This is a genomic window from Bacteroides sp. MSK.20.12 (genome assembly GCF_019052435.1).
Lineage (GTDB): Bacteria > Bacteroidota > Bacteroidia > Bacteroidales > Bacteroidaceae > Bacteroides > Bacteroides xylanisolvens.
The window spans coordinates 51,743-77,140 of record NZ_JAHQVH010000013.1; the positions used below are offsets into that span (position 1 = coordinate 51,743).

Below are 25,398 nucleotides of genomic sequence, written 5' to 3' on the forward strand. Positions count from 1 at the left end.
TGAAGCTATGAAACGAATATTATTAATACTTTGTCTTTTATTGTCCGGTCTTCCATTCTATGCCCAACAGACCGGAAAGGTGACGGCGAAGTTTTTCCCGGATCCGCAGGTCGATATTGATACCCCGGCATTTGCCAAGAAACACGGCTTCACCACATATCGTGAGATGATGACGTTCTTACATGACCTGGCTACTACGTATCCGGAACGAGTGAAACTTCAAATTGTTGGTCGCACCCAGCGTGGACGTGAAATACCCATGATAAAAGTGAGCAAGGGAGGAAATGATAAATTGCGTGTCCTCTATACAGGGTGTGTGCATGGAAATGAGCCTGCTGGCACCGAAGGTCTTCTGTATTTTATGAAACAACTGACTTGTGACTCTCAACTGTCTGTTCTGCTTGATAAAATGGACTTCTATATTATGCCTTCGGTAAATATTGACGGAAGCGAACAGGGAGAACGGGTCACTGCCAATGGTATAGACCTGAACCGTGATCAGACGCTTTTGTCAACTCCGGAAGCACGTACCTTACAACGGGTTGCTCTGACAGTCAAACCTCATTTGTTTATTGACTTCCATGAGTATAAACCACTCCGCGCTTCTTATGAAGAAGTGACCGACGGACTGCTGGTTACCAACCCTAACGACTTTATGTTTTTGTGGAGCAGCAACCCGAATGTGTCTCCGGCATTGCGTACTGTTGTAGACGAATTTTATGTGCCTGAAGCCATTCGCATGGCCGATGCGGAAGGGCTGACACATCACACCTATTTCACTACCAAAAGTAATCGTGGAGAAATTATATTCAATATCGGCGGTTCCTCACCCCGTTCTTCCACTAATATCATGGCCTTGCGTGGAGCTATCTCCATGCTGATGGAAGTACGTGGTGTCGGTCTGGGGCGTACCTCCTATAAGCGTAGGGTATATACTGTTTACAAATTGACAGAGTCATTTGCCCGTACTACTTTTGAACATGAAGGCCAAATACGAAAAGCAGTGGACGAATCCGCTCATTATAATGGTGATGTTGCTGTGACATTCCGTTCAAAGGCCGCTTCCGGTTATCCATTGACCTTTATCGACATGCTTGCCTGTAAAGAGGTGACTGTGCCTGTTGAGGCACGTATTGCTCCCGAATCGGAAGTCGTATTGACCCGCCAACGTCCTGTTGCCTATTATCTGGATGCGAATCAAAATCGTGCAGTCGAAATATTGCAGCAATATGGAGTTGAACTGGAACGGCTGGCATCTCCGGAAACGATTGAACTGGAGTGCTATACCGTTACCAAGGCGGTAGAAAGTCATGATTTAGTGGCTGGTATCTTGCCGTTGAACGTGGTAACAAATACCAGTAACCGTACGATTACTCTTCCGGCCGGTAGCTATCGTATTTCCATGTCCCAACCTTTGGCTACCCTTGTGACAGTATTGCTGGAACCGGAATCGGCCAATGGTTTCGTCAACTACCGCGTGATTGATGCTGCAGTAAATAATACGCTGGGCGTCTATCGTAAAATGAAATAGATTAATTAATGACGATAAATAGAATACAAGATATGAAAAAGATAATAATAGGAGTTTTCTCCTTGATTTTGGCTACTGGTCTGTATGCGCAGACAATTGGAAACGAGGCATTTCCGCAACTGAAAGATGGTTTGCTTGACTTGAACTTGAGAGCACCCGGTCAGAAACTGCGTTTTGGCGGTTATCTCCAGGGTTCCGGTTACTATACAGATATAAAGAACGCAGAGTCGGAATATGGATTTGATATCGATCATGCTTATTTGAGCCTGGAAGGTTCGTTCCTGAATGAGAAACTGGGCTTCTTCTTGCAAGCTGATTTTGCCGATTCTTATCCTTTATTGGATGCATGGGTTTCGTATGCTCCCTGGAAACAATTGAAAATCAGTGCCGGACAGAAACAGACCTTTACTAATACCCGGCAAATGATGATGCTCGATCAGGGACTTGCTTTCGGTGAACATTCGTTGATGGATCGTACATTCTCCCGCACAGGGCGTGAATTGGGATTATTTGTTGAAAGCCGCTTGTCACTTGGCAAGTTAGGATTCGATTTAGGCGCTGCTGTAACTTCCGGTGACGGACGCAATTCATTTGGCTCCTCAAGTACTGATCCGGATTTGGGCGGATTGAAATATGGCGGACGTGTCACGGTTTATCCGTTGGGTTTCTTTACGAGCGGTAATGAGTTGGTCTTTAATGACTTTATTCGTGAGAAATCTCCTAAACTGGCTATCGGTGCGGCATATAGTTATAATGTCGGTGCCAGCAATATGGTAGGTGAAGGGCATAATGATTTTCAGATGTATGATAAAGAAGGTGCTGCGGATTATCCCGACTATCGTAAGCTGTCGGCCGATTTACTATTCAAGTGGAATGGCTTCTCGTTGTTGGCAGAGTATGTCAATGCAACGGCGAATGGCTTGAACGGACTTTATGTAGAAAAGGATGAGGGTGCAAAATTGAAACCGCGTCAGATAGCCAATTACTTGGCTTTGGGAAATGGACTCAATGTACAGGCCGGATATCTTTTCCGTAAATTATGGGCACTGGATGTCGCTTATAGTAAAGTGAACCCCGAATGGAAAGAGACGGGGCAGAGTGTCTTGCGTGAGGCAGATAACATTACTTTCGGCGCATCTAAATATTTCAATAATAATACGTTCAAGTTGCAGCTGGCCGGTTCATATACCTCATACAATCAGTTAGTGGGTGCAGGTTCCAAGGAATTTCAGGTTAAGTTGAATCTTCATATTCTCTTTTGATAATGATGCGTGTAGCAAACTTATTGATTTTACTTATTGCCGTATTGATGACGAGTTGTTTTAAAGACGACGAGTCAGAATCTTTGGGAGAAACCTCCAAGTTTCTCCCGGGAGACGGTATCGTGACATATTCCGGATATGCGCCTTTGGCTGACCGTCCTGTCCGCATACATTTTCATATCCCTGCCAACGGGGATATGAAAAAGATGCCGGTGTTGTTTGTATTTCCCGGACTGGAAAGGAATGCTGCTGATTATCTGAATGCATGGCGTACAGAAGCGTCCAATAGGAATGTGATGGTATTTGTGTTTGAGTTTCCTACGGAGACTTACTCTACTGCACAGTATATCGAAGGCGGTATGTTTCAGGGAAATACACTGCTCGACCGTTCGGAATGGACATTCTCGCTTATCGAGTCTGTTTTTGATACTGTCCGGAAAGATACCGGTGCTTCGCGGACTAAATATGATATGTGGGGACATTCTGCCGGAGCGCAGTTTGTGCACCGGTATGTGACGTTTATGCCCGATACTCGTGTCGACAGGGCAGTGAGTGCCAACGCGGGCTGGTATACACTACCTGATGTGGATGTTGCTTATCCTTATGGCCTGAAAAATACGGATGTCGCGACTTCTTCCCAAGTTGCATCGTTGCTTGCCCGTAAACTGATTGTTCATTTGGGTACGGCAGATACGGATCGTAACGGACTGAACACTTCAACCGGTGCCGAAGCACAAGGCGCAAACAGATATCAGCGTGGTAAGTATTATTTTTCGGAGGCAAAGCGTATCAGTGTCAAAGGCGGTTATTCGTTGAACTGGGATAAGTATGAGGTGACAGGTGTTGCGCACGAGTATGCTAAAATGGCGGCAGCCGGAGCAAAAATACTCTATTAAGTAAGACCAAAATTTTGAGCCATCAGTTAAATAGCTTATTTTTGTTGACCTATTCATCAGACACAGGTATTTAAAATGTTTCTATCGGCATCGTATATACAAGGATTCTATTCTTCAGGGCAAAAGATTATATTATTGATATTCTGCCTCCTTTTCACTGTATCCCTGCGTGCTGTGCGTTCAGCAGAAGAGATTAAGAGTGTCAAGGCAGATCAGATACTTGATACCAAGCAGTTTAATTACTTGGATAAGGGGAGTGTCATCACATTGCAAGTCATGCTTCCCGGACAGGATAAAGTGGTGTTTGAGTCGCTGATGCGCATTGAAAGTACAGATAAAGAGTTATATAATCTGATTCTTTCCCGTTCTCCTCAAGCCGGTACCGAATTATTATGGGTGTGCAATTCGGAGGTGGAGAAAGTGCAGGTCAGTTCTCTGGAAGATTCAATCTCAACCGATACCATGTCGGTTGGCTTTTCGGTTTATTTTCCGGCAGACTCCGTTTATATATCCGCAAACGGACATTCTTATGCCTTTTCGTCGCATGGTATCCGTTCGGACCGGGGATATCGGTTCCATATTCTTGGCGATAAACGTTCTCATTTGAAGTTACTTGAGGGGCACGCTGAATTGTTGTCGGTTGGAAAGGAAGAACAACATCTGTCCGCCTGGTATTGGATTCTGTTGATTATTGTGGTGGATATGATCGTATTTCTGGGGATGCATTGGCGGCGTAGGCGTCAGAAGAGGTTGAAGGCAAGCAACCGGATTGAAATACTCACTTCATTTGGCGATGAAGGAGAAAAGGTCAAGTTGCCCCGCTATAATGCCGTTTATCTGTTTGGTGGATTACAGGTTTTTGACCGTAATGGCGAAGAAGTCTCGCAACGTTTCTCTCCGCTTTTGCGTGAGTTGTTTGTTTTGCTGATTTTGCGGTCGGCGGAGAATGGAATATCGTCGGAAGAACTCACTACCATGTTGTGGTTTGATAAAGATGATGTAAGTGCTAAAAACAATCGGGCGGTCAATCTTTCCAAATTGCGGGTGCTGGTAGAATCTGTTGGCGGGTGTACGATTTCCAAGATCTCGGGTAACTGGCGGGTGCAATTTGAGAAGAACGCTTTTGTGGATTACTATGAATGTCTTCCGGAGCGGATTCGTCCCGATAGCCTGACAACTGAACGAATCAAAATCATTGCAGCACTGACTGCTAAGGGGGGCTTGCTGAATGAATGTGACTATCTGTGGCTTGACGCTTTTAAAAGCCGGATAGCAGACAATCTTATTGAGTCTTTATTAAAGTACGCCACTTTACTGGATGAGCATGAAGCTTTTGATACCAAACTATTAATATCCGATATTATCTTCCGGTTCGACTCCGTGAACGAAGCGGCACTTAGACTCAAATGTGCCACATACGTATTCATGCGTAAGCAATATATGGCTAAGACTACCTATGAACACTTCTGCAGGGAATATAAATCACTGTATGACGAACCTTTCGAACATTCTTTCAATAGCATTATTAGTCAGTAATTTATTTATTTGTTCGTTTTTTAATTGGTTGTTCGATTCTAAGCGTACAACTGTTCATTTTCGTACACCATTCTGTTTTGCAATCTTTCTGATTATTAGCTTATTATCTTTTTGGCACGCTCGTTGCATATCTATAGTCGCAAGCGGACAACGAAGAAACATGAAAAAAGTTCAGAATGTTGCAACCGTTTGAGACACTTGATCCGTCTAATAAACAGAAGAATAAAAAAACAGAATGTTGAACAAATAAAAAATATACAATTATGAAAACTACAGTATTATTCAGAATGATCGTTTTAGTTGCTATGGTATTTGCAGGTATCTCTAATGCAACAGTGAAGGCACAAAACAATAACTTCATTACTAATGAAGAAACAGTAGGTGATCTTGTAGTATCGAAGGTGATTTACAGATTAGATGGCTCTCTTTATCGCCACATGAAATATGATTTTACCTATGACGATCAAAAGAGAATGGCTACCAAAGAGGCTTTCAAATGGGATGCTTCCACTGACAAATGGCTGCCGTACTTCAAGATTGATTATACTTATTCTTCTAATGAAATCACTTTGGTATACGCACGTTGGAATGATTCTCACAGAGCTTACGATGCGGCTGTTGAAAAGAGCGTGTACGAATTGAACGACGCTAATATGCCGGTAGCTTATATGAACTATAAATGGAATGATAAATGGATTGAAGAATCTAGTGTGAACTGGGCTATGAACGTGGCTACTCCGGCAACGAATGAAGCAACTCTGTTGACTGCCAGCAGATAAAAATAAATTAGGAGTTGTGAAACTCCTTCTCTCTCTTAATTTAACTGCATTAAAAACGGTGGATTGCCCTATGAGGAAGTCCACCGTTCTGTTTATCTGATAAACAGCTTATATTGATTTGTATTACTTTCCGGTGCGGTGCCTATTTAACGAGCGGCAAATATTCTCCATAACCTTCCTCTTTCATTTTCTCTTTCGGGATAAAACGAAGGGAGGCGCTATTGATGCAATAGCGTAATCCGCCTTTCTCTTTCGGACCATCTGTGAATACATGTCCCAGATGTGCATCTCCGGTTTTACTGCGTACTTCCGTACGTATCATGCCATGCGAAGTATCTTTCTTCTCTGCGATGATATCTTTTTGAATCGGCTGGGAAAAGCTAGGCCACCCGCAACCCGAATCGAACTTGTCGGTAGAAACAAACAAAGGCTCTCCGGTGGTAATATCAACATAAATGCCTGGGCGATGCTCATTCCAGTATTCATTGTGGAAGGCCGGTTCGGTGGCATTCTTCTGGGTTACTGCATATTGTTCCGCCGACAGTTCCTTGCGGAGGGTTGAGTCATCCGGTTTTTGATACACTTTTGTTTTCGGTGCATTGGCTTTGCGTGCCATTTCAAATAAAGCAGGATTGATATGGCAGTATCCTCCCGGATTTTTATCCAGATAGTCCTGATGGTAAGTCTCTGCCGGATAGAAATTAGTCAATGGCTTTACTTCTATAGCGATAGGAGTCTTATATTGTGTAGACAATAGTTTAATAGCCTGGTTAATGACAGGAAGATCTTCTTTATTTATATAATAAATTCCGGTTCTATACTGTGTTCCCCGGTCATTACCCTGACGGTTGAGGCTGGTAGGATCAATTGTCTTGAAATACAGATCGAGCAGCAAATTTAAATCTACCGTTTTAGGATCATAAACCACCTTTACTGTTTCCGCAGCATTGGTTTTTCCTGAACAGACCTGTTCATAACTTGGGTTGGCAACATTACTGTTGGCATATCCTACTTGAGTACTTTCTACTCCTCGAATTTGTTTCAGGAAATGTTCTGTTCCCCAGAAGCATCCTCCTGCAAAATAGATTTCTGCTTGATTTTTCATTGGTTTAGCAACTCCTAAAAATGTATTACTAATCACTACGATCACTATGATGATAAAATACTTCATATCCGTTAGTTCTTTCTATAATAACGAATGAACCAACGGATATGTTTGAAGGAACTACTTACTATACTAAACTCAAATATATTTCTTTTTATTCAATGATCTGTCCTTTGTAGAAATCCAGAATTTTAGTCCGGAACAGATAGTCGTATTTAGCTTGCAACTTATCCGAAAGAGCTTTCGTCAGATTAAGTTTGGCTTCATTATATTCTACAAAGGTAGCTTTGCCGTTATTGAATTTCTCACTCATCAGGCGGAAAGACTCCTCGTTGGCTTTCACTGCCACTTCACTGGAGTTGTACTTGCTTTCAGCAGCTAGAGCATTATACCAAGCCTGCTGAATCTCTTTGTAGAGTACTTTCTTTGCGTTATCCAATCTCAAAGATAAGTCTATTTGTTGTAAACGAGCGGTGCGTACTCGGTTTCGTGTAGAAAAACGATTAAAGATCGGAACGCTCAAATTGAATCCTATATACTTATTTAGGTTGTTCTTTATCTGACTGCCGAAGCTGTTTTCTGATCTTCCGCTCACCGTATAATAATTGCTACCCAAACCGGCGCTGAAAGAGAGTTGTGGATAGAATGCACTTTGAGCAATACGAATGCTATTAAGACTACCTTGTAAACGGTATTCTGCAGCCTTAATACTTGGTTTGTAAGCAAGAGCCTGTGTATATATATCATCCGGTGGGGTGAGAGATTCGAACTCTAGTTCTTCCTTAGGACTTTCGAGCACGAATCCTTCAGGCGTAGGTAATTCCAAAAGTTGGGTGAGGTCTAATAATGACAACTTGTACGTATTGTCTGATTGTACAGCAGTCATTTCGTCCTGTGCGACACGGGCTTGTGCTTCGGCCACTTCAGAAGGGGATGCTTTACCTACTCCGTGAAGTCCTTGGATGCGCTTTAGCTGGTCTTTGCTTAAATCTACCTGATTATGAGCAACCTTACTTAATTCTTGGTTGAATAAAACCTGCAAATAAGCGGAAGTGACATTGATTGCAATGTCTTCTTTGGCTTTATTCAAATCTTCTATAGCGGCTTTTAAATCCAACTTGGCAAGTGAATATTGGTTGGATAACTGCAAACCGGTAAATATAGGTACATTGGTTCCCAAGCTGAAACTGGTATTGGCACTGTTAATGTCACTATACGAGTTGTCTATCGGAGAAGCAGTACGTCCCCAACTCCAGTTTTGGCTGGCGCTACCGCTCAAATTCGGAAGACGTGTCCATTTACTAGTGTTTACACTCACTTTATTAGCTTCAACACTGTTGACCGATTGACGAATCTCTATATTATGCTCGATAGCATAGTCGATACATTGCCGCAATGTCCATGCTTGCGGAGAGTTGTTCTGCGCTTGGATAGAAGTGATTCCGATCCCGGCAAGCAGAAGGGCTGATATGGTTTTACGAATTATTTTCATTGAATTCAATTATTTATCTTTTTTCTCTGCACCCCGTACTTTGTCCTGTGCAGTTATTCCTTTCTTGATTTCTATTTTGATTCCATCACTCATTCCGGCAGTCACCTGCGTACGCTGGAACTTTTGTTCAGGCACTGAATCTGTCATGATGTACACAAATGTAGAGTCGCCATTAAACTCAATAGTGCTTTCGGGCACTGCCAATACTTGATTTGCTCTTTGCAACACGATTTCCGCATTAGCCGAATATCCGGAACGAATCTGAACGGAATCTGGAATGGTAATTGCAGCCTTGATTTCAAATTGGTTGGCACCATTGGTTTCTACCCCTTTCGGAGAGATATATTCCAGAATGGCGTTGAAAGTCAGATTCTGCAAAGCTCCGATTGTCAGTTTGATCGGCATCTGTTCATGGATACGTCCCACTTCCGTTTCATCAATATTACCACGGAAAATCATGTCGTTCATGTTGGCCACCGTAGCAATCGTGGTTCCATCATTGAACGTGTTACTCATAATCACAGAGTTACCGGCTTTTACAGGTACATCCAAAATCAACCCGTCAATGGTAGAACGAATCATCGTACTACTGAACGATGCACTGTTTTTAGTAATCCCTTCTTTTACGATTTCCAGATTATCTTTAGCCGTCTGTCTCTCTTCACGAGCTTGCTTCAAGGCTACTTCACTTTTCTCATATTCTTCCCGGCTAATCAGCTGATCTTCGTACAACTTCTTTACGCGGGCAAAATCCGTTTCTGCCTGTGTTGCATTAATCTCTGCCAGGCGCACACGACTTTCCGCAGAATTCAGTTGACCGAGTTCAGGGATTACTTTTACTTTGGCGATCACTTCCCCTTTCTTCACAGCTTGTCCGGCTTCTTTGTACACTTCGTCGATAATACCCGAAATCTGCGGTTTGATTAAAATTTCGTCTCTCGGTTCCACCTTTCCGGTAGCTACTGTAGTCTTTTGGAGGTCAGTGACTTCCGGTTTTACTATTTCGTAAGTGATTACCTTGGGTTTAGACTTCTGATAAAGGAATACGAATGTTCCGACAAGAATGATAGCAATGACTACCAATAATGTGATTTTCAGATACTTTTTCATGACTTTATTTATATTTTTATTGTTTACGATTAATAATTGAAATCCCTCACACCTCTTTATTCGTCGCGGATAGCTTCAATCGGTTTGATAGCCATAGCCCGATAAGCAGGTGCCAGACCTGCCAACATTCCCAGTGCGATCAGAAGAGCACAAGTGCCGATTGCCAGTCCGAAGGTAACCTGAAAACGGACGTCTCCTCCGTCGGCGTTTGCTCCCATCTCTACCAGTTGCAACACCATGACGGCAAAAGAGATTCCACACATTCCTGCAATAGTAGTAAGCACCATACTTTCCGATAGAATCTGTTGCAGAATATCTTTGGGGCGTGCGCCGATTGCCCGGCGGATACCAATTTCGGTGGTACGTTCTTTCACGGTTACCATCATAATATTAGATACGCCGATGGCACCTGCCAGCAGAGTTCCCAATCCTACCATCCAAACCAGTATGTTGATACCGGTAAACAGATTGTCTACCATCGAGAACATTGCTTCCGCATTCAGGTACATAAGTGCCTGTTTGTCGTTAGGCGCGATATAATGCGCAGCTTTAATAATCTGCTCCATTTCCGGTTGTACATCGGACACTTTGATTCCATGCTTCACGGTGAAGCAGATGACGTCGATCCGTCCCCCTAAGTTATACGTTTGCTGCATCGTGGTGAAAGGCAGGGTGACAGCTTCCGAAGCCCGTCCCTGTATGTTCATATCCCCTTCGGAGGAAGACATGCCAATCACCTGATAATAAATTCCGTCCACACGTATGTATTTTCCGCAAGGGTCCTCTCCCGGTTTGAACAGGCTTTCATAGATACGCTTTCCAATCACGCACACTTTACGCGCTTCCTGTATATCCACTTCGTTGATAAACCTGCCGTACGCCATTTCCTGTGATTCGATGTGGAGATAGTCCGGATATAATCCTTTCACGCTGCAATCGTATTTCTTATCTTCGTATACAGCTTTGGAACCCCAACGGGCAATGGAAGGAGTAATGACCTCCACATCTTTGACTTGCGAACGGAGGCGCTCGATGTCGATAGCTTCCAGATTCCACCATCTGCCTTTGCGGAATCCTTTGTAAGCTTCGCCCGTTTTCTGTGCGGCAAGGAAGCCGGAGTTGGTTGCGAATCCTTCAAAGTTCTTTTTCATCATGCCTTCCAGTCCTTGTCCGCCGCCGATCAGGGCGACGAGCATAAAGATTCCCCAGAAAACACCGAATGCAGTCAGCAGGCTTCTCGTTTTATTTCTTGTAATGGTAATGAGGATTTCCTCACAGGTATCCATGTCTATTCTCATAGTCTTAATCTGCTCTAAGTGCTTCGATTGGTCGGATGCTGACTGCTTTTCGGGCAGGAAATAATCCGGCTAACGTACCAGCTATTATTAATGTGAGTGTAGCCTGTATGGCGATTCTTATATCTACTGTCGGATTCAGGAAAACAGTTTCCGTCCACATTCCGGTATCCATTGTCTGATTGCCAAAGGCGTTATTCATCCATTCGGTCACTCCGATGCCCGCTACCATACCTATATATCCGAATATCGTGGTAATGGTGACACTCTCTACGATAATCAACCAGAGGATAGAAAGCGGCTTGGCACCCAGAGCTTTGCGGATACCGAATTCACGGGTACGCTCTTTTACAGTAATCAGCATGATGTTGGACACTCCTACAATCCCGCTTAACAGCGTGAAAATACCGATCACCCAGATAGCGATGCGTAGCATGTTCGAGCCTTGCTGCTGTTGCAAGTAGTTGGTAAACCGGTTCCAAATCCAGATAGCACTATGGTCTGTCGGGTCAAAGCGATGATTGGCCCCCAGCACCTTGCGGTAATGAGCTTCAAATGCTTCATTCGCTTCTATCGTTTCCAGGTTTTTGGTAGTCATGACAAGGTTATTCAACTTGTCTCCTTTGTTGTAAATCGTTTGCAGGGTGGTGAAGGGGATGTAAGCATCGCTGTCTCCGCTGTCTCCTTTATCATTATACAGCCCTACTACCTGATAAACCACATTACCGGCATTGACAAACTGCCCGATAGGCTCGGTATGCGTTTTATCGAAAAGAATCTCTGCTGTCTTTTTATGGAGCACAATTACTTTCCGGCGCTCTTTAATATCAATTTCATTGATGAAACGTCCTTTGAAGAGTTTCACCACTTCTACTTCCGTATGGTTGGGATATACGCCGGAAAGATTCAAACTGACGTATTCTTGTCCGAAACTTAAGTTAATACCTCCTTGCCACACGGTTGCCCCGGCTTTAATGACATGGTCCGGAAAATAATGGTCGGTAGCATCTACGTCTTTATTATCCAGTTGCACTCGTCTTCCTTCTTTCAGTCCATCGTATGATTTGCTGGTCCATCCCGGAAAAATCTTGATGGAGTTCATGGCACGTTCGGAAGCCGATTGCTCGAATGCATGGATCAATCCATTGCCTGCGCCTAACAGGACGATCAGCATAAAGATACCCCATGCCACAGCAAATCCTGTGAGAAAAGTCCTTAGCTTGTTACGCTTGATGGTACTGTATATTTCTTGCCAAATATCAATCATTTTTTTAAGTATTAAGTGATAAGTAAGTATTAAGTATTAGGCTGCGCTGCGACCGCATGGAATTAATACTTATTACTTATTTCATGAAACCGTCTTTGCCGAACGGAGAGGCATCGTGGTCGATATTATCTTCAATGCGTTCGATAACCCCGTCCTTGATGTGTATAATCTTGTCTGTTTGGTTGGCAACTCCGCTTTCGTGGGTGACAACTACAATCGTCATTCCCAGCTTATGAAGATCTTTCAGAATTTGCATCACTTCCACGGAAGTTTTACTGTCCAAAGCTCCTGTAGGCTCATCTGCCAGAATGATTTGCGGTTGGGTGATTAAAGCCCGTGCGATTGCCACACGTTGTTTCTGACCGCCACTCATTTCGTTGGGCATGTGATGTGCCCAGTCTTTTAAACCCAGACGGTCGAGATATTCCAAGGCAAGTGCATTTCGCTTCTTGCGGCTTATCCCTTGATAAAATAAAGGAAGTGCTACATTCTCTACGGCATCTTTAAAGGAAATCAGGTTAAATGACTGGAAGATAAATCCGATCATGCGGTTCCGGTATTCGGCAGCTTTGGTTTCGCTTAAGTTCTTGATGAGTACGTTATTCAGATAATACTCTCCGGTGTCGTAGTTGTCGAGAATTCCCAATATATTGAGTAAAGTTGATTTCCCAGACCCGGATGCTCCCATGATGGAAACAAATTCTCCCTGTTCGATATTGAGATTGATACCTTTAAGTACATGGAGAGGCGCTCCGTTGTTGTAGGTCTTGTTGACGTTTGTTAGTTGTATCACAATTTTCTTTATTTAGATTCTGTTTTCTAATAATTTTCTACTATTAGACGGCTGCAAGATACGAAAAGTTGCAAAGAGGTTGAACTTTTTTTGAAAAACATTTTGTAGACTCAATCTTCTTTACGTAATTTGTGTGCAGTAAACTTAATGATTAACTAACCCTTTTAAATAAAAGTATCATGAATTCAAACATGGAAAAGCCCTACGTAGTAGGTATTGACATAGGCGGAACGAATACCGTCTTTGGAATTGTAGACGCACGCGGAACTATTATTGCCAGCAGTTCAATCAAAACATCTGGTTATCCTACAGTAGAAGAATACGCTGATGAAGTGTGTAAAAGCCTGCTTCCATTGATTATTGCTAATGGTGGCGTTGATAAAATCAGAGGTATCGGTATCGGTGCTCCGAATGGTAACTATTACACGGGAACGATTGAATTTGCTCCGAACTTGCCTTGGAAAGGAATTCTTCCGTTGGCTGCCATGTTTGAAGAAAGACTGGGTATCCCCACTGCTTTGACAAACGATGCAAATGCTGCTGCTATCGGTGAAATGACTTATGGCGCTGCCCGTGGTATGAAAGACTTTATCATGATTACACTGGGTACCGGTGTGGGTAGTGGTATTGTTATCAACGGCCAGATGGTATATGGACATGACGGTTTTGCAGGCGAATTAGGACACGTGATCGCTCGTCGCGATGGTCGTCTTTGCGGTTGTGGACGTAAGGGATGTCTGGAAACTTACTGTTCGGCTACCGGTGTAGCTCGCACAGCTCGCGAATTCCTTGCCGCTCGTACGGATGCCAGCTTGCTTCGTAACATTCCTGCAGAAAACATTACTTCAAAAGATGTATATGACGCAGCTGTACAAGGAGATAAATTGGCACAGGAGATCTTCGAATTTACAGGTAATATCTTGGGTGAAGCTTTGGCGGATGCTATTGCATTCTCCAGCCCTGAAGCCATTGTATTGTTCGGTGGCTTGGCTAAGTCCGGTGACTATATCATGAAACCGATTCAGAAGGCCATTGATGATAATATCCTGAATATCTATAAAGGTAAGACGAAATTGCTCGTTTCCGAATTGAAGGATTCTGATGCTGCTGTACTGGGTGCCAGTGCATTGGCTTGGGAACTGAAAGATTTGAAAGAATAATATATCGTTATTATAATAAAGGTGATGAAGCCTCGGGAGTCTATGACTTTCGGGGCTTTGTTTTTAGATGCTATCCTGTGGTTGTGTTTATTCGGTTGAGATACAAAAAACGAAGTTAATAATAAATAACCCTATATTTTTGGTACTTTTGTGGCATATACTAAGAATAGAAGAAATACGACATGAAAAAAATATCCTCATTCACCGTCCTCATTATATCCCTGATGTTATTATTTATCTGTAATTCTGCAAAAGCCAATATGGCATCACCTTTCATTGAAGGAACCAAAGCAGCCAGTGCCATTTCGAGCAGGCATGTGGATATTCTGCATGAAAGTATCTTTATTCAGATAGACGAGAATTTCCATACTGCAAAATATAAGGTAGAATACACGATCAAAAGTGACGTAGTCGGTAAGCAAATTCCTCTCCTTTTTTGTGCCGTTGACTATAAAGACGACTTTTGCGTATGGCTTGATGGTCGTCCGGTAAAAGTGTTCGATATTCCGTTCAAAAAAGAAGAGGGGGAAGAATCTTCTGATTCTATATTCAGTGATTTCACTAACAGTTGTGATCGTTGTGACGACAACAACAGAAAAATAGAATGTCGATGGGACGATAATACGAGCGAAACATATTATTCTTTTGAAATGAAGTACTTCCAGCCCGAACTCTCGCAAGGTACTCATCGTATCCGGGTGGAATACACTGCATATCCCTGGCGAAACTGTCTTGATTGGATAACTAAATACAACTTTCGTTACTCTCTGTCGCCAGCCAAAAAATGGAAATCTTTCGGCACACTGGACATTACTGTTGAACAAGCAGGAAAGATAAAAGACTATTCAAGTAACCTTGGAAAGCCCCAAGAGGGTGGAATCAAACAAATCAACACATGGCATTTTGATTCGTTGCCCGAAGACGAATTCATGGAACTGACTTATAAGCCCGAACCGAATTCTTATGCTAAAATATTGTTAACCTTTGGTCCGGAAGGATTGGCAGCAGTGTACGGAATATTCTTATTTCTGCTACACTTGAAATTTATAACCTGTTATCGAAAGAGTAATCGTCAAAAGCGATTCTCATGGGTAGTCATTCTGGGAAGTATTTTGGTTCCATTCTTTATTTTGCTCTTTTTCATTTACTCCTACTCAATAATAGATTTTGTTATTGGCAAAGACGCTTCGCAAAGACATGGATATATTGCACTGATAATAATATTTTATCCCATTATATTACCCTTCTACTGGGTACTCATGTGGCTGATAGACAAACGTATAAAATATAAAATGTTGCATCAACAAGAAAAATAACACAATATTAAAAACCTTATTTGTTATTTTATATGTCAGGAGAAACAAAACCGTGCGGAATTGAATAATCATACGGTCAGTAAATTGAAGAAATAGGATTGCTTAGAGGATGGTAGCAATAAAAAAGGGAACCTCATAATGAATGAAGTTCCCTTTTTTATTTCGAATCGAAAAGTTCGGCTTAGCCGTTAACTCTTTTTTCTTTGATTCTAGCTTTCTTACCAGTAAGAGCACGCAGGTAGTACAATTTAGCGCGACGAACTTTACCTACCTTGTTCACTTCGATGCTATCGATAGCCGGTGATTCGATTGGGAAAATTCTTTCTACGCCTATAGTTCCTGACATTTTACGTACAGTAAAACGTTTCTTGTCTCCGTGACCGGCGATTTTGATAACAACACCACGGTACAACTGTACACGTTCTTTGTTACCCTCGATAATACGATATGCCACTGTTACAGTGTCTCCTGCTTTGAAGCTCGGGTGCTGTTTTCCGGTAGCAAATGCTTCTTCTGCAATTTTAATTAAATCCATTGTTGTTATTATTAAATTGTTTCATCGTTACAACGCAACATACCAAGTATCTCTTCTCTTGACAGCGATTGCGCGAAAGCGGTGCAAAGTAACGAATTATTTGCCAGATAGCCAAATGTTTTTGTATATTTGTAGCATATCTAAAAATAGCGAACATGAAACAGACTTATGTAAAGTATCTGATGGTGGCAGCGTTTGCAGGAGGTTTCCTGTTTACTTCCTGCCGGACCGCACGCGAGACTACGGCACAGTACGAAGTAACCAAAGTAGAGGGTAGCATGATAACGATTGATTCTGTTTGGGACACCACCCCCAACGTGAAAGCTACCGAAATCTTAAAGCCTTATAAGGAAAAGGTGGATGCGATGATGTATGAAGTCATCGGTACCAGTGCGATGAAGATGGATAAAGGAGCTCCTGAAAGCTTGCTATCCGACCTTGTCGCGGGTGTTCTACAGCAAGCGGCAACCCAGGTATTGGGGAAACCGGCCGATATGGGATTGGTAAATATGGGCGGCTTGCGTAATATCTTGCCCGAAGGAGATATCACGGTAGGAGATGTTTTTGAAATTCTTCCTTTCGAGAATTCCCTTTGTGTATTGACTATGAAAGGGACAGACTTGAGACGGCTTTGTGAAGCAATAGCGTCTCTGCATGGCGAAGGAGTGAGCGGTATCCGCCTCGAAATCACAAAAGACGGAAAGCTGCTGAACGCATTTATTGCCGGAAAACCGTTAAAAGATGACCAGCTTTACACAGTGGCTACTATCGACTATCTGGCAGATGGAAACGGACGAATGGATGCGTTCCTGCAGGCAGAAAAGAGAGTATGCCCCGAAGATGCTACCTTACGCGGACTGTTTCTTGATTATGTACGCAAACAAACAGCCGAAGGCAAAGTGATTACCTCCAAACTGGACGGACGTATTACGATAAAATAAAAAAGGAGAATCTAAAAATATTGAATATGAAAAGATTTCAGATATTATTCCTGCTATGTCTTGCATTGAGTTTCACTTTTTCAATCTTTGCGCAGGATACCAAAGAAGTGATCATTTTACAAACAAGCGATGTGCATAGCCGTATCGAACCTATCAATCAGAAGGGCGACCGATATTATAACAAAGGTGGTTTTGTCCGCCGGGCTGCTTTTCTCGAACAGTTCCGCAAAGATCATAAGAATGTATTGCTTTTCGATTGCGGAGATATTTCCCAGGGGACACCTTATTATAATATGTTCCGTGGAGAAGTAGAAATCAAACTGATGAATGAAATGGGCTATGATGCAATGACAATCGGTAACCATGAGTTTGATTTTGATGTGGATAATATGGCCCGTATTTTTAAGATGGCTGATTTTCCGGTCGTTTGTGCCAACTATAATCTGGATGCTACGGTGTTAAAAGATATAGTCAAGCCCTACGTCGTTCTGGAAAAATATGGTTTGAGAATTGGCGTGTTCGGTCTCGGAACCCAGCCGGAAGGAATGATTCAGGCCAATAAATGCGAAGGAGTCGTTTATGAAGATCCTATCCGTGTATCCAACGAGATAGCTACTTTGTTGAAAGAAGAAGAAGGTTGTGATCTGGTTGTATGCCTGTCTCATCTGGGCATCCAGATGGATGAACATCTGGTTGCCGGAACACACAATATCGACGTGATTCTGGGTGGACACTCCCATACATTTATGGAAGGTCCCAAAACATACTTGAATATGGACGGAAAAGAGGTGCCTGTCATGCACACAGGAAAAAATGGTGTTCGTGTAGGCCGTCTTGATTTGACATTGAAACATAAATGAAGATAATTCCCTTAATAGTAACGCTTTTATTCCTTATCGCGGTCGGCACAGTTTCGAGTCCGGCGCAAAATGCTACCACCGTTGAACCTCTACTGGTGTATAAAGCCCTTCAGGACAAGGACTGCCGGCACTGGGTTGATTCGGTGATGGATAAACTTTCTTTTAAAGAAAAGGTAGGTCAGTTATTCATCTATACCATTGCTCCGGTAGACACCAAACGAAACCTGGAACTGCTGCGCGAAGTCATCGACACTTATAAAGTAGGCGGCCTTCTCTTTTCCGGCGGGAAGATGCAAAACCAGGTCGAACTGACGAACCGGGCGCAGCGACAAGCCAAAGTCCCTTTGATGATTACCTTTGATGGAGAATGGGGATTGTCTATGCGCTTGCGCGGTACGCCTGTCTTCCCGCGAAATATGGTGCTGGGATGTATCCGCGACAACCGGCTGCTTTATGAGTACGGACGTGAAGTTGCCCGCCAATGCCGGCAGATTGGAGTGCAGGTAAACTTTGCTCCGGTGGCAGACGTGAATATAAACCCTAAAAATCCTGTCATCAATACCCGTTCTTTTGGCGAAGATCCGATCCAAGTGGCCGATAAGGTAATCGCTTATGCTTCCGGTTTGGAAGGTGGAGGGGTGTTATCTGTGTGCAAACACTTTCCCGGACACGGGGATACTGATGTCGATTCGCATAAAGCGCTTCCGGTACTTCCTTTCACTCGCGAGCGTCTGGATAGTGTGGAGCTTTATCCTTTTAAAGAGGCCATCCGTGCCGGACTGGGCGGTATGATGGTGGGGCATCTGCAAGTTCCGGTGATTGAACCTATTGGCGGACTTCCGTCTTCCTTGTCCCGCAATGTCGTGTATGATTTGCTGACCGATGAACTGGCGTTCAAAGGGCTGATATTTACCGACGCGCTTGCCATGAAAGGTGTGGCAGGAAATGGAAATGTCAGTTTGCAGGCTTTGAAAGCAGGTAATGACATGGTACTGTCTCCCCGGAACCTGAAGGAAGAAATACCAGCCGTACTGGCAGCTGTTGAAAAAGGGGAACTAAGCCGTGAAGAGATTGAAAACAAATGCCGCAAAGTCTTGACTTATAAATATGTGTTGGGACTTAAGAAGAAGTCGTATGTACAATTATCCGGTCTGGAACAACGCATTAATAGTCCGCAGACACGTGACCTGGTTCGTCGGTTGAATTTAGCGGCAATAACCGTTTTGAGCAATAAGAATCATATCCTTCCTCTACATACAGACAAGGAACAAAAGATTGCACTGCTCGAAGTGGGAAATCCCGGAAAAACTGATGTATTGGCCAAACAACTTTCCCGTTATACCTCTTTAGCTCGCTTTTGCCTTCGCGCTAATCAGACAGAAGAGGAAAATCAACGGTTGCGTGATTCTCTGTCTACCTATAAACGAATCATTGTAGCCATTAGCGAACAGCGCTTGGCTTCTTATCAGCCTTTCTTTGCGAAGTTTGCTCCTCAAAGTCCGGCTATTTATCTGTTCTTCACTCCTGGGAAGATGATGTTACAGATTCAGCGGGCCGTGGCTCATGCTTCGGCAGTCGTGTTGGGACATAGTTATAATGTAGACGTGCAGCGTCAGGTCGCAGATGTGTTATTTGCCAAGGCATCCGCAGACGGACAGTTGTCGGCAAGCTTGGGAGAACTGTTTCCAACGGGAGCAGGAGTGACCATTACCCCCAAGACGCCATTGCATTTCGTGCCGGAAGAATATGGGCTTTCTTCCACTCATCTGAAACGCATTGATTCTATCGCATTAGACGGCATTCGTCAGGGAGCTTATCCCGGTTGCCAGGTGGTAGTGTTGAAAAACGGGCATATCATGTTCGACAAATCTTTCGGCACTTATGCGGGTAAAGGAAGTCCGCGTGTCGAATCTACCAGTATCTACGATTTGGCTTCCCTATCAAAGACGACGGGCACTTTGCTTGCCATCATGAAACTCTACGATAAGGGACGTTTCAATCTGACAGATAAGATTTCGGATCATTTACCGTTTTTGCAACGTACTGATAAGAAAGATATAACGATTCAGGAAATCCTGTATCATCAGTCCGGTTTACCTTCCTGGATTCCTTTCTACCAAGAAGCCATTGATAAAGACAGCTATGACGGAAGATTGTTCAGCGCACGCAAAGACGCGCATCATCCGTTACAGTTGGGAACAACTTCATGGGCGAATCCGAAGTTCAAATTCAAAAGTGAATACGTCTCTCCCGTCAAGACTGGTGATTACATTGTTCAAATCTGCGATAGTTTGTGGCTAAACCGTTCCTTTCGGAAGGTGATGGAAGAGAAAATAATAGAAGCTCCGTTAAAGCAGAAACGCTATGTATATAGTGATGTCGGATTTATTCTGTTGGGTATGTTGGTAGAACAACTGGCGGGTATGCCTATGGAAGCCTATCTGCAACGTGAGTTTTACGAACCGATGGGGTTGGAGCATACAGGCTACTTGCCTTTACGCCGTTTTGCCAAATCGGAAATTGTCCCTTCCAACAAAGACCGTTTCTTGCGTAAAGAGACTTTGCAGGGATTTGTGCATGATGAGGCTTCCGCTTTCTTTGGCGGATTGGCCGGAAATGCCGGACTTTTCTCTACTGCCCGTGATGTAGCCCGCGTTTATCAGATGTTGCTGAATGGAGGAGAAATAGACGGTCAACGCTATCTAAGCAAAGAAACCTGTCAGTTGTTTACTACGGAAACTTCAAAGATCAGCCGGCGTGGCTTGGGCTTTGACAAACCGGATGCTGATGATCCGAAGAAAGGAAATTGTGCTCCTGCCGCACCTGCCGAAGTGTACGGTCATACCGGCTTTACCGGTACATGTGCATGGGTAGATCCGGTCAATGAACTGGTTTATGTATTCCTTAGCAACCGGATTTATCCGGATGTAACAAATCGCAAACTGAACCAACTGCACATTCGTGAGCGAATACAGGGAGCTATTTATGATGCGATGAAGAAAAAATAAAAAAAGAAAGGTAAAAGGTGCCTATATTAAAAGCTACCTTTTACCTTTTTTATTATTAACGTAATATTCTGATAGTTGTCAGCCAGTCTTAGAAGGATACACCCAGGCGGAAGCCGAAGTTGCTCAATCCATCTACACTGTAATGCAGTACGTCAGCCTTGTTGGTACCATAGCTGTAGTACAAAGCAAAGTGCAAGCCCGGTCCGTAAACCCATGGGAATACATTGATACCTACTTCAGGAGAAGCGTAGAATCCCCAACTGTTTTCTCTTGCTTCCAGCATGCTGAAATTAGAGCGGATTTTAGCATATTCAGCACCTAATTTAGCACTGACGTATGGTTGAAAGGCTCCACCGCGATTCCACTGGTAACGTGCAGCAGCACCGAAAGGCAATTGGAAAATGGTATGTTGCTGATCGGTAGTCACTTCACCGGCGCCCATCTGGAAGGTTTCGCGACCTACATATTCGTGGTTGCTGTGATAGTTGAGGAAAAGACCCAAACCGATGTTAGGAGTAACGAAATAACCACCTTCGAAGTTCATACCCCAACCGCTTGCTTTATCAGCAAAATTGTTACTTAGCGGAGCGTTGAACTGCCAGTCGATATTTGCATATCCATTGTCCGATAGCTGTGCCTTAGCCGGCATGGCGAAGGCGATGGCAATAGCCGCCAAGGCTACTACCTTGAAGTATATATTTTTTCTTGTTTTCATAACAGTTGTAGTTGTTTATTTGTTAGTAAGATAAGGTGACTGTGTAAATGACTGGTTGACAGCTTCTACTGCAAGAGTACGGTTGATAGCTTTGGAACCAGTTTCAAATCCGGTCAGATAACTTGTCCATACAACAGGCAGTTTTTTACTGTCTCCCTGTTCGGCTTTCAAGTTCACCATTTCTGTCAGGAAGGAGTTGGTGCTATAACTATAAGTTACTGCATACGGGTAGTACCATCCACCACCCCAGTTGCCACCCCAGTAGCCAGGGCCCCAATATCCGGGATAACCCCACCACCATTCAGGTTGTGTGTAGCTGGTGAAATAATAAGTACTTGCGATGTAGCTCACTTGGATACCAAGATCTGCGCTTTCCTGGTCAGCTGCTGCTTCGTAACCTCTAGCTTCCATATTGTCTGTATAAGCTGCCAGAATTTGTTCTGCGCCTTCACCTTCGAGATATTCCGGTTCTTTACTATCACTGATGACCAGAATCTGTGGTGCCAGATAGAATGTAGGAACTTTGAAATCGGCTTTCTTGTCGTAGTTAGTGTATACCAGATAATTGTCATCCAGTTTACCCATGTCCGGGTCTTTTTCACATGAAGCGAGTGCAAAGACCGCCAATAAAATAGGAATTAATTTCTTCATATCTTTTATAATGTTTAGGTTATATAAAAATCACGCCCAGGTACCTTGGGCTTTTGATACAAACAACAAGAAAGGTGGAAAAAGGTTCGCGTGGAAATTTCTTTTGCCGGAAAATTAACATATTTCTTTGGCCCGGCGGAAAGAAAAACGGTGAGCGCTCTGCCCTATTATCAGGGAGTTTGCTCACCGTTTATTATTTACAGATATTTATTTGAAAAATCCGTTTATTAAAACAGAGGTTTTAGTAGATCCGGTATTTCTACCTTATCAAGTTCCAGTTCAGTTACCCGTTGTTTACCCAATTGAGTCAGATGGAAATACATCTGTCTCCGGTCTTCACTTCCGAGTGATCGGACGATTAGTCCTTTTTCTTCCAGTATCCGCAGCATTTTGGATGTGTGTGAGGGGCTTAGTTCGGTTTGTTTAGACAGGTTGGTAGCCGTCACTTTGTCCGAAGCCTCTTTAAGGGCACACAATATCATTGCTTCATTAAGCGTTATCTGGTACATTTTTTCAAATGCTGTTTCAAAGTTTCCCATTGCTTTGAATACATCACGCATTGCACATATTGTTTTCATACCTTATTTAAATATTTCATTTGTTCATTTTTTAAATAAATAGATTAACGTTTGCGTTATCCGCCCGTTCCATATACGTTGCTACGCCGCCAATGGTCACCTCGTCCAGGAGTTCTTCTTGTTTGACTCCCATCACGTCCATTGACATCTGGCAAGCAATAAATTCCACACCGTTTTCCAGCGCTTGCTGGCGCAGGGATTCCAGTGAATCAATCCCTTTTTTGTTCATGATATACCGCATCATTTTTCCGCCTATTCCGCCCATACTCATCTTAGAAAGTTTCAGCTTTTTGGAGCTGGAAGGCAGCATCATGCCAAACATTTTTCCGAAAATATCCTTTTTGGTTTCCGGTTTGTGCAACTTCTTGATGACGTTCAGTCCCCAGAACGTAAAGAAGATGGTGACTTTTTGTCCCGTAGCTGCTGCGCCGTTTGCTAGTACAAAAGTGGCCAAAGCTTTATCCAAATCATCACTAAACATGATAAAGGTTTTTCCTTTGCCCTCACATGAAGTAACAATATTGCACGATTTTGGTTCTCCTTTTTCTATGACAACAACAGATTTTCCTCCGGAGCTGTCTTTCGAAATCAGTTGATTGCCCGTTGAACTGCACCATGCGGCAGCGTCACGCGGAAATCCCGGATCGGTTGAGGTGATTTCCACCCGTTCACCTGATGCCAGTGTATCCATTGTTTTCTTCATTTTCAAAATCGGGCCGGGACATTGTAACCCGCAGGCGTCTACCCGAACTGTTTTAGCGGGGTTTGCAAGGGCATCGGCGGTGACGGCAGCCGTGGCAGTAACCGTGGTATCCGAAACCTTAGCAACCGCAGGTTGCCCAACTTGGGGACTACCTCCCTGTTGTTTGGGTGATTCGTCTATTTCATTTCCATTTTCTTCGCGTATGATAATCGGAGCAGTGGCAGCCCGATAAGTCTTCAGTCCTCCCGAGAGATTACGCACCTTGTCAAATCCATGTTGAGTCAATATCCGGTAGGCAAGATACCCCCGTAGTCCGACAGCGCAGAAGGTATAAATCATTTTATCTTTCGGCAGTTCGGCCAGCCGGTCACGAAGCTCATCCAGCGGAATATTCACGGCGCCCGGTAAGCTGCCTAAAGAATATTCGTCCGGGGTGCGGACATCCAGGAGGAACTTATTTTCCATTTCAATGTCCCGCAACTCTCTCCAATATACCGGATTGGTTTTGCCGGTAATGATGTCTTCCGCTACATATCCTGCCAGTGCTACCGGATCTTTGGCCGAAGAGAACGGAGGAGCATACGCTTGTTCCACTTTCATCAGGTCGTAGATCGTTCCCTCGTGTTTGATGACAAGCGCGAGTTCGTCAATCCGTTTGTCCACTCCGTCGTAACCGACGATTTGCCCGCCGTACAATCTTCCTGTCTTTTTATCGAAAGTGATCTTGATACTCATCGGCATGGCATCCGGATAGTAGCCGGCATGAGAGGCGGGATGGATGGTAGATGACATATAATCTATCTCTTCCTGGCGCAGGCGCTTGCCGGGTAAACCGGTTGAAGCAACGGTCATGTCGAAAACTTTTGCGATTGAAGTGCCGATAGAACCTTCGTAAGGTATTTTTGCCCCGAGAACGTTGTCTGCAACGATGCGTCCCTGACGGTTGGCAGGTCCGGCAAGATAGTTGAGCCAGGGTTTTCCGGTGATCGGATGGCGGAACTCGATTGCGTCACCGATGGCATAAATCGATTCATCAGACGTTTGCAGGTAATTATTCACGGCAATACCTCCTGCAGGGCCGATAGTCAGTTCGGCAGCTCGTGCCAGACTGGTTTCCGGGCGTACTCCGATTGACAGGATAACGATATCGGCAGAAATGGACTGACCATTTTTGAACGTTACTTTCAACCCTTTTCCCTCCCGGCTAAAAGAGGCGACAGCTTGTTCCAGATAAAGATTGACTCCTTTATCCATCAAGTGCTGGTGGACGAGCGATGCCATCGAGAAGTCGATAGGAGCCATCACTTGATTGCCCATTTCCACAATCGACACTTTCGCTCCCTGTGTATGTAAGTTTTCCGCCATTTCCAGACCGATAAATCCGGCTCCTACGATAACGGCTTTTCGCGGAGCGTGGCTCTTGATATATTCTTTGATCCGATCCGTGTCGGTGACATTCCTTAACGTGAAGATTCCGTTAAGGTCGATTCCCGGAAGAGGAGGACGCACCGGGGAAGCTCCGGTGGAGATGACTAATTTATCGTAGCTCTCCTCATAAGTGTCTTCACTGCTTTGCCGGATGGTCACTGTCTTTCTTTTCCGGTCAATAAAAATCGCTTCGTTTTCTGTACGTACATCTACACGGAAGCGTGTAGAGAAGGCTTCGGGCGTTTGCACGAACAATTTATCCCGTTCCTCTATCACTCCTCCTATATAATAAGGAAGGCCGCAATTGGCGTATGATATATACTTTCCTTTTTCCAAAAGGATAATTTCTGCTGTTTCATCTACTCGTCTGATTCGGGCAGCAGTGGTGGCTCCTCCTGCAACTCCCCCAATAATAATTATTTTCATCTGTTTATAGT

21 protein-coding genes are annotated in these 25,398 nt (G+C 43.8%); 10 read left to right on the plus strand and 11 right to left on the minus strand.

The features are described 5' to 3' along the window. Positions 1-7 precede the first annotated feature (7 nt). From KTR06_RS09050 to KTR06_RS09070, 5 genes are all read left to right on the plus strand, one after another. Entirely contained in the window at positions 8-1,531 is a 1,524-nt protein-coding gene (locus KTR06_RS09050; protein ID WP_217290241.1) for a M14 family metallocarboxypeptidase, read from the plus strand. Positions 1,532-1,563: 32 nt separating this feature from the next. Beyond that, positions 1,564-2,793, plus strand: coding sequence for a hypothetical protein (locus KTR06_RS09055; RefSeq protein ID WP_015531668.1), 1,230 nt, complete (start codon positions 1,564-1,566; stop codon positions 2,791-2,793). 2 nt (positions 2,794-2,795) lie between these two features. Continuing rightward, entirely contained in the window at positions 2,796-3,689 is an 894-nt protein-coding gene (locus tag KTR06_RS09060) for a hypothetical protein (protein WP_004314998.1), read from the plus strand. A gap of 75 nt (positions 3,690-3,764) precedes the next feature. After that, positions 3,765-5,225 (plus strand): hypothetical protein, encoded by a 1,461-nt coding sequence (locus KTR06_RS09065; protein WP_217290242.1) that lies wholly within the window; start codon positions 3,765-3,767, stop codon positions 5,223-5,225. Positions 5,226-5,488: 263 nt separating this feature from the next. Further along, a complete protein-coding gene (locus KTR06_RS09070) occupies positions 5,489-6,004 on the plus strand; it encodes a DUF3836 domain-containing protein (protein ID WP_009040190.1) in 516 nt (171 codons plus the stop codon). Between the two features lie 142 nt (positions 6,005-6,146). Here KTR06_RS09070 and msrB read toward each other — a convergent pair whose 3' ends face one another. From msrB to KTR06_RS09100, 6 genes are all read right to left on the minus strand, one after another. Next, a complete protein-coding gene (gene msrB / locus KTR06_RS09075) occupies positions 6,147-7,175 on the minus strand; it encodes a peptide-methionine (R)-S-oxide reductase MsrB (protein WP_004315001.1) in 1,029 nt (342 codons plus the stop codon). An 88-nt stretch (positions 7,176-7,263) separates the two neighbouring features. After that, positions 7,264-8,601, minus strand: a complete 1,338-nt coding sequence (locus tag KTR06_RS09080; RefSeq protein WP_217290243.1) for a TolC family protein — start codon at positions 8,599-8,601, stop codon at positions 7,264-7,266. Positions 8,602-8,610: 9 nt separating this feature from the next. Continuing rightward, positions 8,611-9,711 (minus strand): efflux RND transporter periplasmic adaptor subunit, encoded by a 1,101-nt coding sequence (locus tag KTR06_RS09085; RefSeq protein ID WP_151934573.1) that lies wholly within the window; start codon positions 9,709-9,711, stop codon positions 8,611-8,613. A 56-nt stretch (positions 9,712-9,767) separates the two neighbouring features. After that, entirely contained in the window at positions 9,768-11,009 is a 1,242-nt protein-coding gene (locus KTR06_RS09090) for an ABC transporter permease (RefSeq protein WP_008644985.1), read from the minus strand. 4 nt (positions 11,010-11,013) lie between these two features. Beyond that, a complete protein-coding gene (locus KTR06_RS09095; protein ID WP_008026227.1) occupies positions 11,014-12,273 on the minus strand; it encodes an ABC transporter permease in 1,260 nt (419 codons plus the stop codon). A 76-nt stretch (positions 12,274-12,349) separates the two neighbouring features. After that, positions 12,350-13,066 carry an ABC transporter ATP-binding protein gene (locus tag KTR06_RS09100; protein ID WP_008026229.1) on the minus strand — a complete coding sequence of 239 codons (717 nt, stop codon included), beginning with the start codon at positions 13,064-13,066 and terminating at the stop codon, positions 12,350-12,352. 179 nt (positions 13,067-13,245) lie between these two features. On the opposite strand from KTR06_RS09100, the gene KTR06_RS09105 reads away from it, so the two are divergent. Further along, positions 13,246-14,226, plus strand: a complete 981-nt coding sequence (locus tag KTR06_RS09105; RefSeq protein WP_004315007.1) for an ROK family protein — start codon at positions 13,246-13,248, stop codon at positions 14,224-14,226. A gap of 182 nt (positions 14,227-14,408) precedes the next feature. Further along, a complete protein-coding gene (locus KTR06_RS09110) occupies positions 14,409-15,542 on the plus strand; it encodes a hypothetical protein (RefSeq protein WP_217290244.1) in 1,134 nt (377 codons plus the stop codon). 181 nt (positions 15,543-15,723) lie between these two features. Here KTR06_RS09110 and rplS read toward each other — a convergent pair whose 3' ends face one another. Beyond that, positions 15,724-16,077 (minus strand): 50S ribosomal protein L19, encoded by a 354-nt coding sequence (rplS, locus tag KTR06_RS09115; RefSeq protein ID WP_008026232.1) that lies wholly within the window; start codon positions 16,075-16,077, stop codon positions 15,724-15,726. Positions 16,078-16,232: 155 nt separating this feature from the next. On the opposite strand from rplS, the gene KTR06_RS09120 reads away from it, so the two are divergent. Genes KTR06_RS09120 through KTR06_RS09130 form a run of 3 tightly spaced genes read left to right on the plus strand, consistent with a single transcriptional unit; the run spans position 16,233 to position 20,886 of the window. Beyond that, positions 16,233-17,018 (plus strand): 5'-nucleotidase C-terminal domain-containing protein, encoded by a 786-nt coding sequence (locus tag KTR06_RS09120; RefSeq protein WP_015531672.1) that lies wholly within the window; start codon positions 16,233-16,235, stop codon positions 17,016-17,018. 26 nt (positions 17,019-17,044) lie between these two features. Continuing rightward, entirely contained in the window at positions 17,045-17,878 is an 834-nt protein-coding gene (locus KTR06_RS09125) for a bifunctional UDP-sugar hydrolase/5'-nucleotidase (RefSeq protein ID WP_049701170.1), read from the plus strand. Continuing rightward, on the plus strand, positions 17,875-20,886 hold the full coding sequence (locus tag KTR06_RS09130; protein WP_217290245.1) for a glycoside hydrolase family 3 N-terminal domain-containing protein: 3,012 nt from the start codon (positions 17,875-17,877) through the stop codon (positions 20,884-20,886). The genes KTR06_RS09125 and KTR06_RS09130 overlap by 4 nt, the downstream gene beginning before the upstream one ends. Before the next feature lie 88 nt (positions 20,887-20,974). Here the strand turns inward: KTR06_RS09130 and KTR06_RS09135 are convergent, their stop codons facing one another. From KTR06_RS09135 to KTR06_RS09150, 4 genes are all read right to left on the minus strand, one after another. Next, complete coding sequence (locus KTR06_RS09135; RefSeq protein WP_008019936.1) at positions 20,975-21,601, minus strand: outer membrane beta-barrel protein; 627 nt, start codon at positions 21,599-21,601, stop codon at positions 20,975-20,977. Positions 21,602-21,616: 15 nt separating this feature from the next. Further along, positions 21,617-22,252: a DUF4136 domain-containing protein gene (locus tag KTR06_RS09140; protein WP_004314298.1), complete on the minus strand. Its 636-nt coding sequence runs from the start codon at positions 22,250-22,252 to the stop codon at positions 21,617-21,619. A 227-nt stretch (positions 22,253-22,479) separates the two neighbouring features. Next, positions 22,480-22,830, minus strand: a complete 351-nt coding sequence (locus KTR06_RS09145) for a winged helix DNA-binding protein (RefSeq protein WP_004314299.1) — start codon at positions 22,828-22,830, stop codon at positions 22,480-22,482. Positions 22,831-22,861: 31 nt separating this feature from the next. After that, a complete protein-coding gene (locus KTR06_RS09150) occupies positions 22,862-25,387 on the minus strand; it encodes an FAD-dependent oxidoreductase (protein ID WP_217290246.1) in 2,526 nt (841 codons plus the stop codon). Positions 25,388-25,398 lie beyond the last annotated feature (11 nt).

Bases quoted from the DNA above. Each gene is read 5' to 3' on its own strand.
- KTR06_RS09050 (WP_217290241.1), top strand. From the start codon at position 8: ATGAAACGAATATTATTAATACTTTGTCTTTTATTGTCCGGTCTTCCA.
- KTR06_RS09055 (WP_015531668.1), top strand. From the start codon at position 1,564: ATGAAAAAGATAATAATAGGAGTTTTCTCCTTGATTTTGGCTACTGGT.
- KTR06_RS09060 (WP_004314998.1), top strand. From the start codon at position 2,796: ATGATGCGTGTAGCAAACTTATTGATTTTACTTATTGCCGTATTGATG.
- KTR06_RS09065 (WP_217290242.1), top strand. From the start codon at position 3,765: ATGTTTCTATCGGCATCGTATATACAAGGATTCTATTCTTCAGGGCAA.
- KTR06_RS09070 (WP_009040190.1), top strand. From the start codon at position 5,489: ATGAAAACTACAGTATTATTCAGAATGATCGTTTTAGTTGCTATGGTA.
- msrB (WP_004315001.1), bottom strand. From the start codon at position 7,175: ATGAAGTATTTTATCATCATAGTGATCGTAGTGATTAGTAATACATTT.
- KTR06_RS09080 (WP_217290243.1), bottom strand. From the start codon at position 8,601: ATGAAAATAATTCGTAAAACCATATCAGCCCTTCTGCTTGCCGGGATC.
- KTR06_RS09085 (WP_151934573.1), bottom strand. From the start codon at position 9,711: ATGAAAAAGTATCTGAAAATCACATTATTGGTAGTCATTGCTATCATT.
- KTR06_RS09090 (WP_008644985.1), bottom strand. From the start codon at position 11,009: ATGAGAATAGACATGGATACCTGTGAGGAAATCCTCATTACCATTACA.
- KTR06_RS09095 (WP_008026227.1), bottom strand. From the start codon at position 12,273: ATGATTGATATTTGGCAAGAAATATACAGTACCATCAAGCGTAACAAG.
- KTR06_RS09105 (WP_004315007.1), top strand. From the start codon at position 13,246: ATGAATTCAAACATGGAAAAGCCCTACGTAGTAGGTATTGACATAGGC.
- KTR06_RS09110 (WP_217290244.1), top strand. From the start codon at position 14,409: ATGAAAAAAATATCCTCATTCACCGTCCTCATTATATCCCTGATGTTA.
- rplS (WP_008026232.1), bottom strand. From the start codon at position 16,077: ATGGATTTAATTAAAATTGCAGAAGAAGCATTTGCTACCGGAAAACAG.
- KTR06_RS09120 (WP_015531672.1), top strand. From the start codon at position 16,233: ATGAAACAGACTTATGTAAAGTATCTGATGGTGGCAGCGTTTGCAGGA.
- KTR06_RS09125 (WP_049701170.1), top strand. From the start codon at position 17,045: ATGAAAAGATTTCAGATATTATTCCTGCTATGTCTTGCATTGAGTTTC.
- KTR06_RS09130 (WP_217290245.1), top strand. From the start codon at position 17,875: ATGAAGATAATTCCCTTAATAGTAACGCTTTTATTCCTTATCGCGGTC.
- KTR06_RS09135 (WP_008019936.1), bottom strand. From the start codon at position 21,601: ATGAAAACAAGAAAAAATATATACTTCAAGGTAGTAGCCTTGGCGGCT.
- KTR06_RS09140 (WP_004314298.1), bottom strand. From the start codon at position 22,252: ATGAAGAAATTAATTCCTATTTTATTGGCGGTCTTTGCACTCGCTTCA.
- KTR06_RS09145 (WP_004314299.1), bottom strand. From the start codon at position 22,830: ATGAAAACAATATGTGCAATGCGTGATGTATTCAAAGCAATGGGAAAC.
- KTR06_RS09150 (WP_217290246.1), bottom strand. From the start codon at position 25,387: ATGAAAATAATTATTATTGGGGGAGTTGCAGGAGGAGCCACCACTGCT.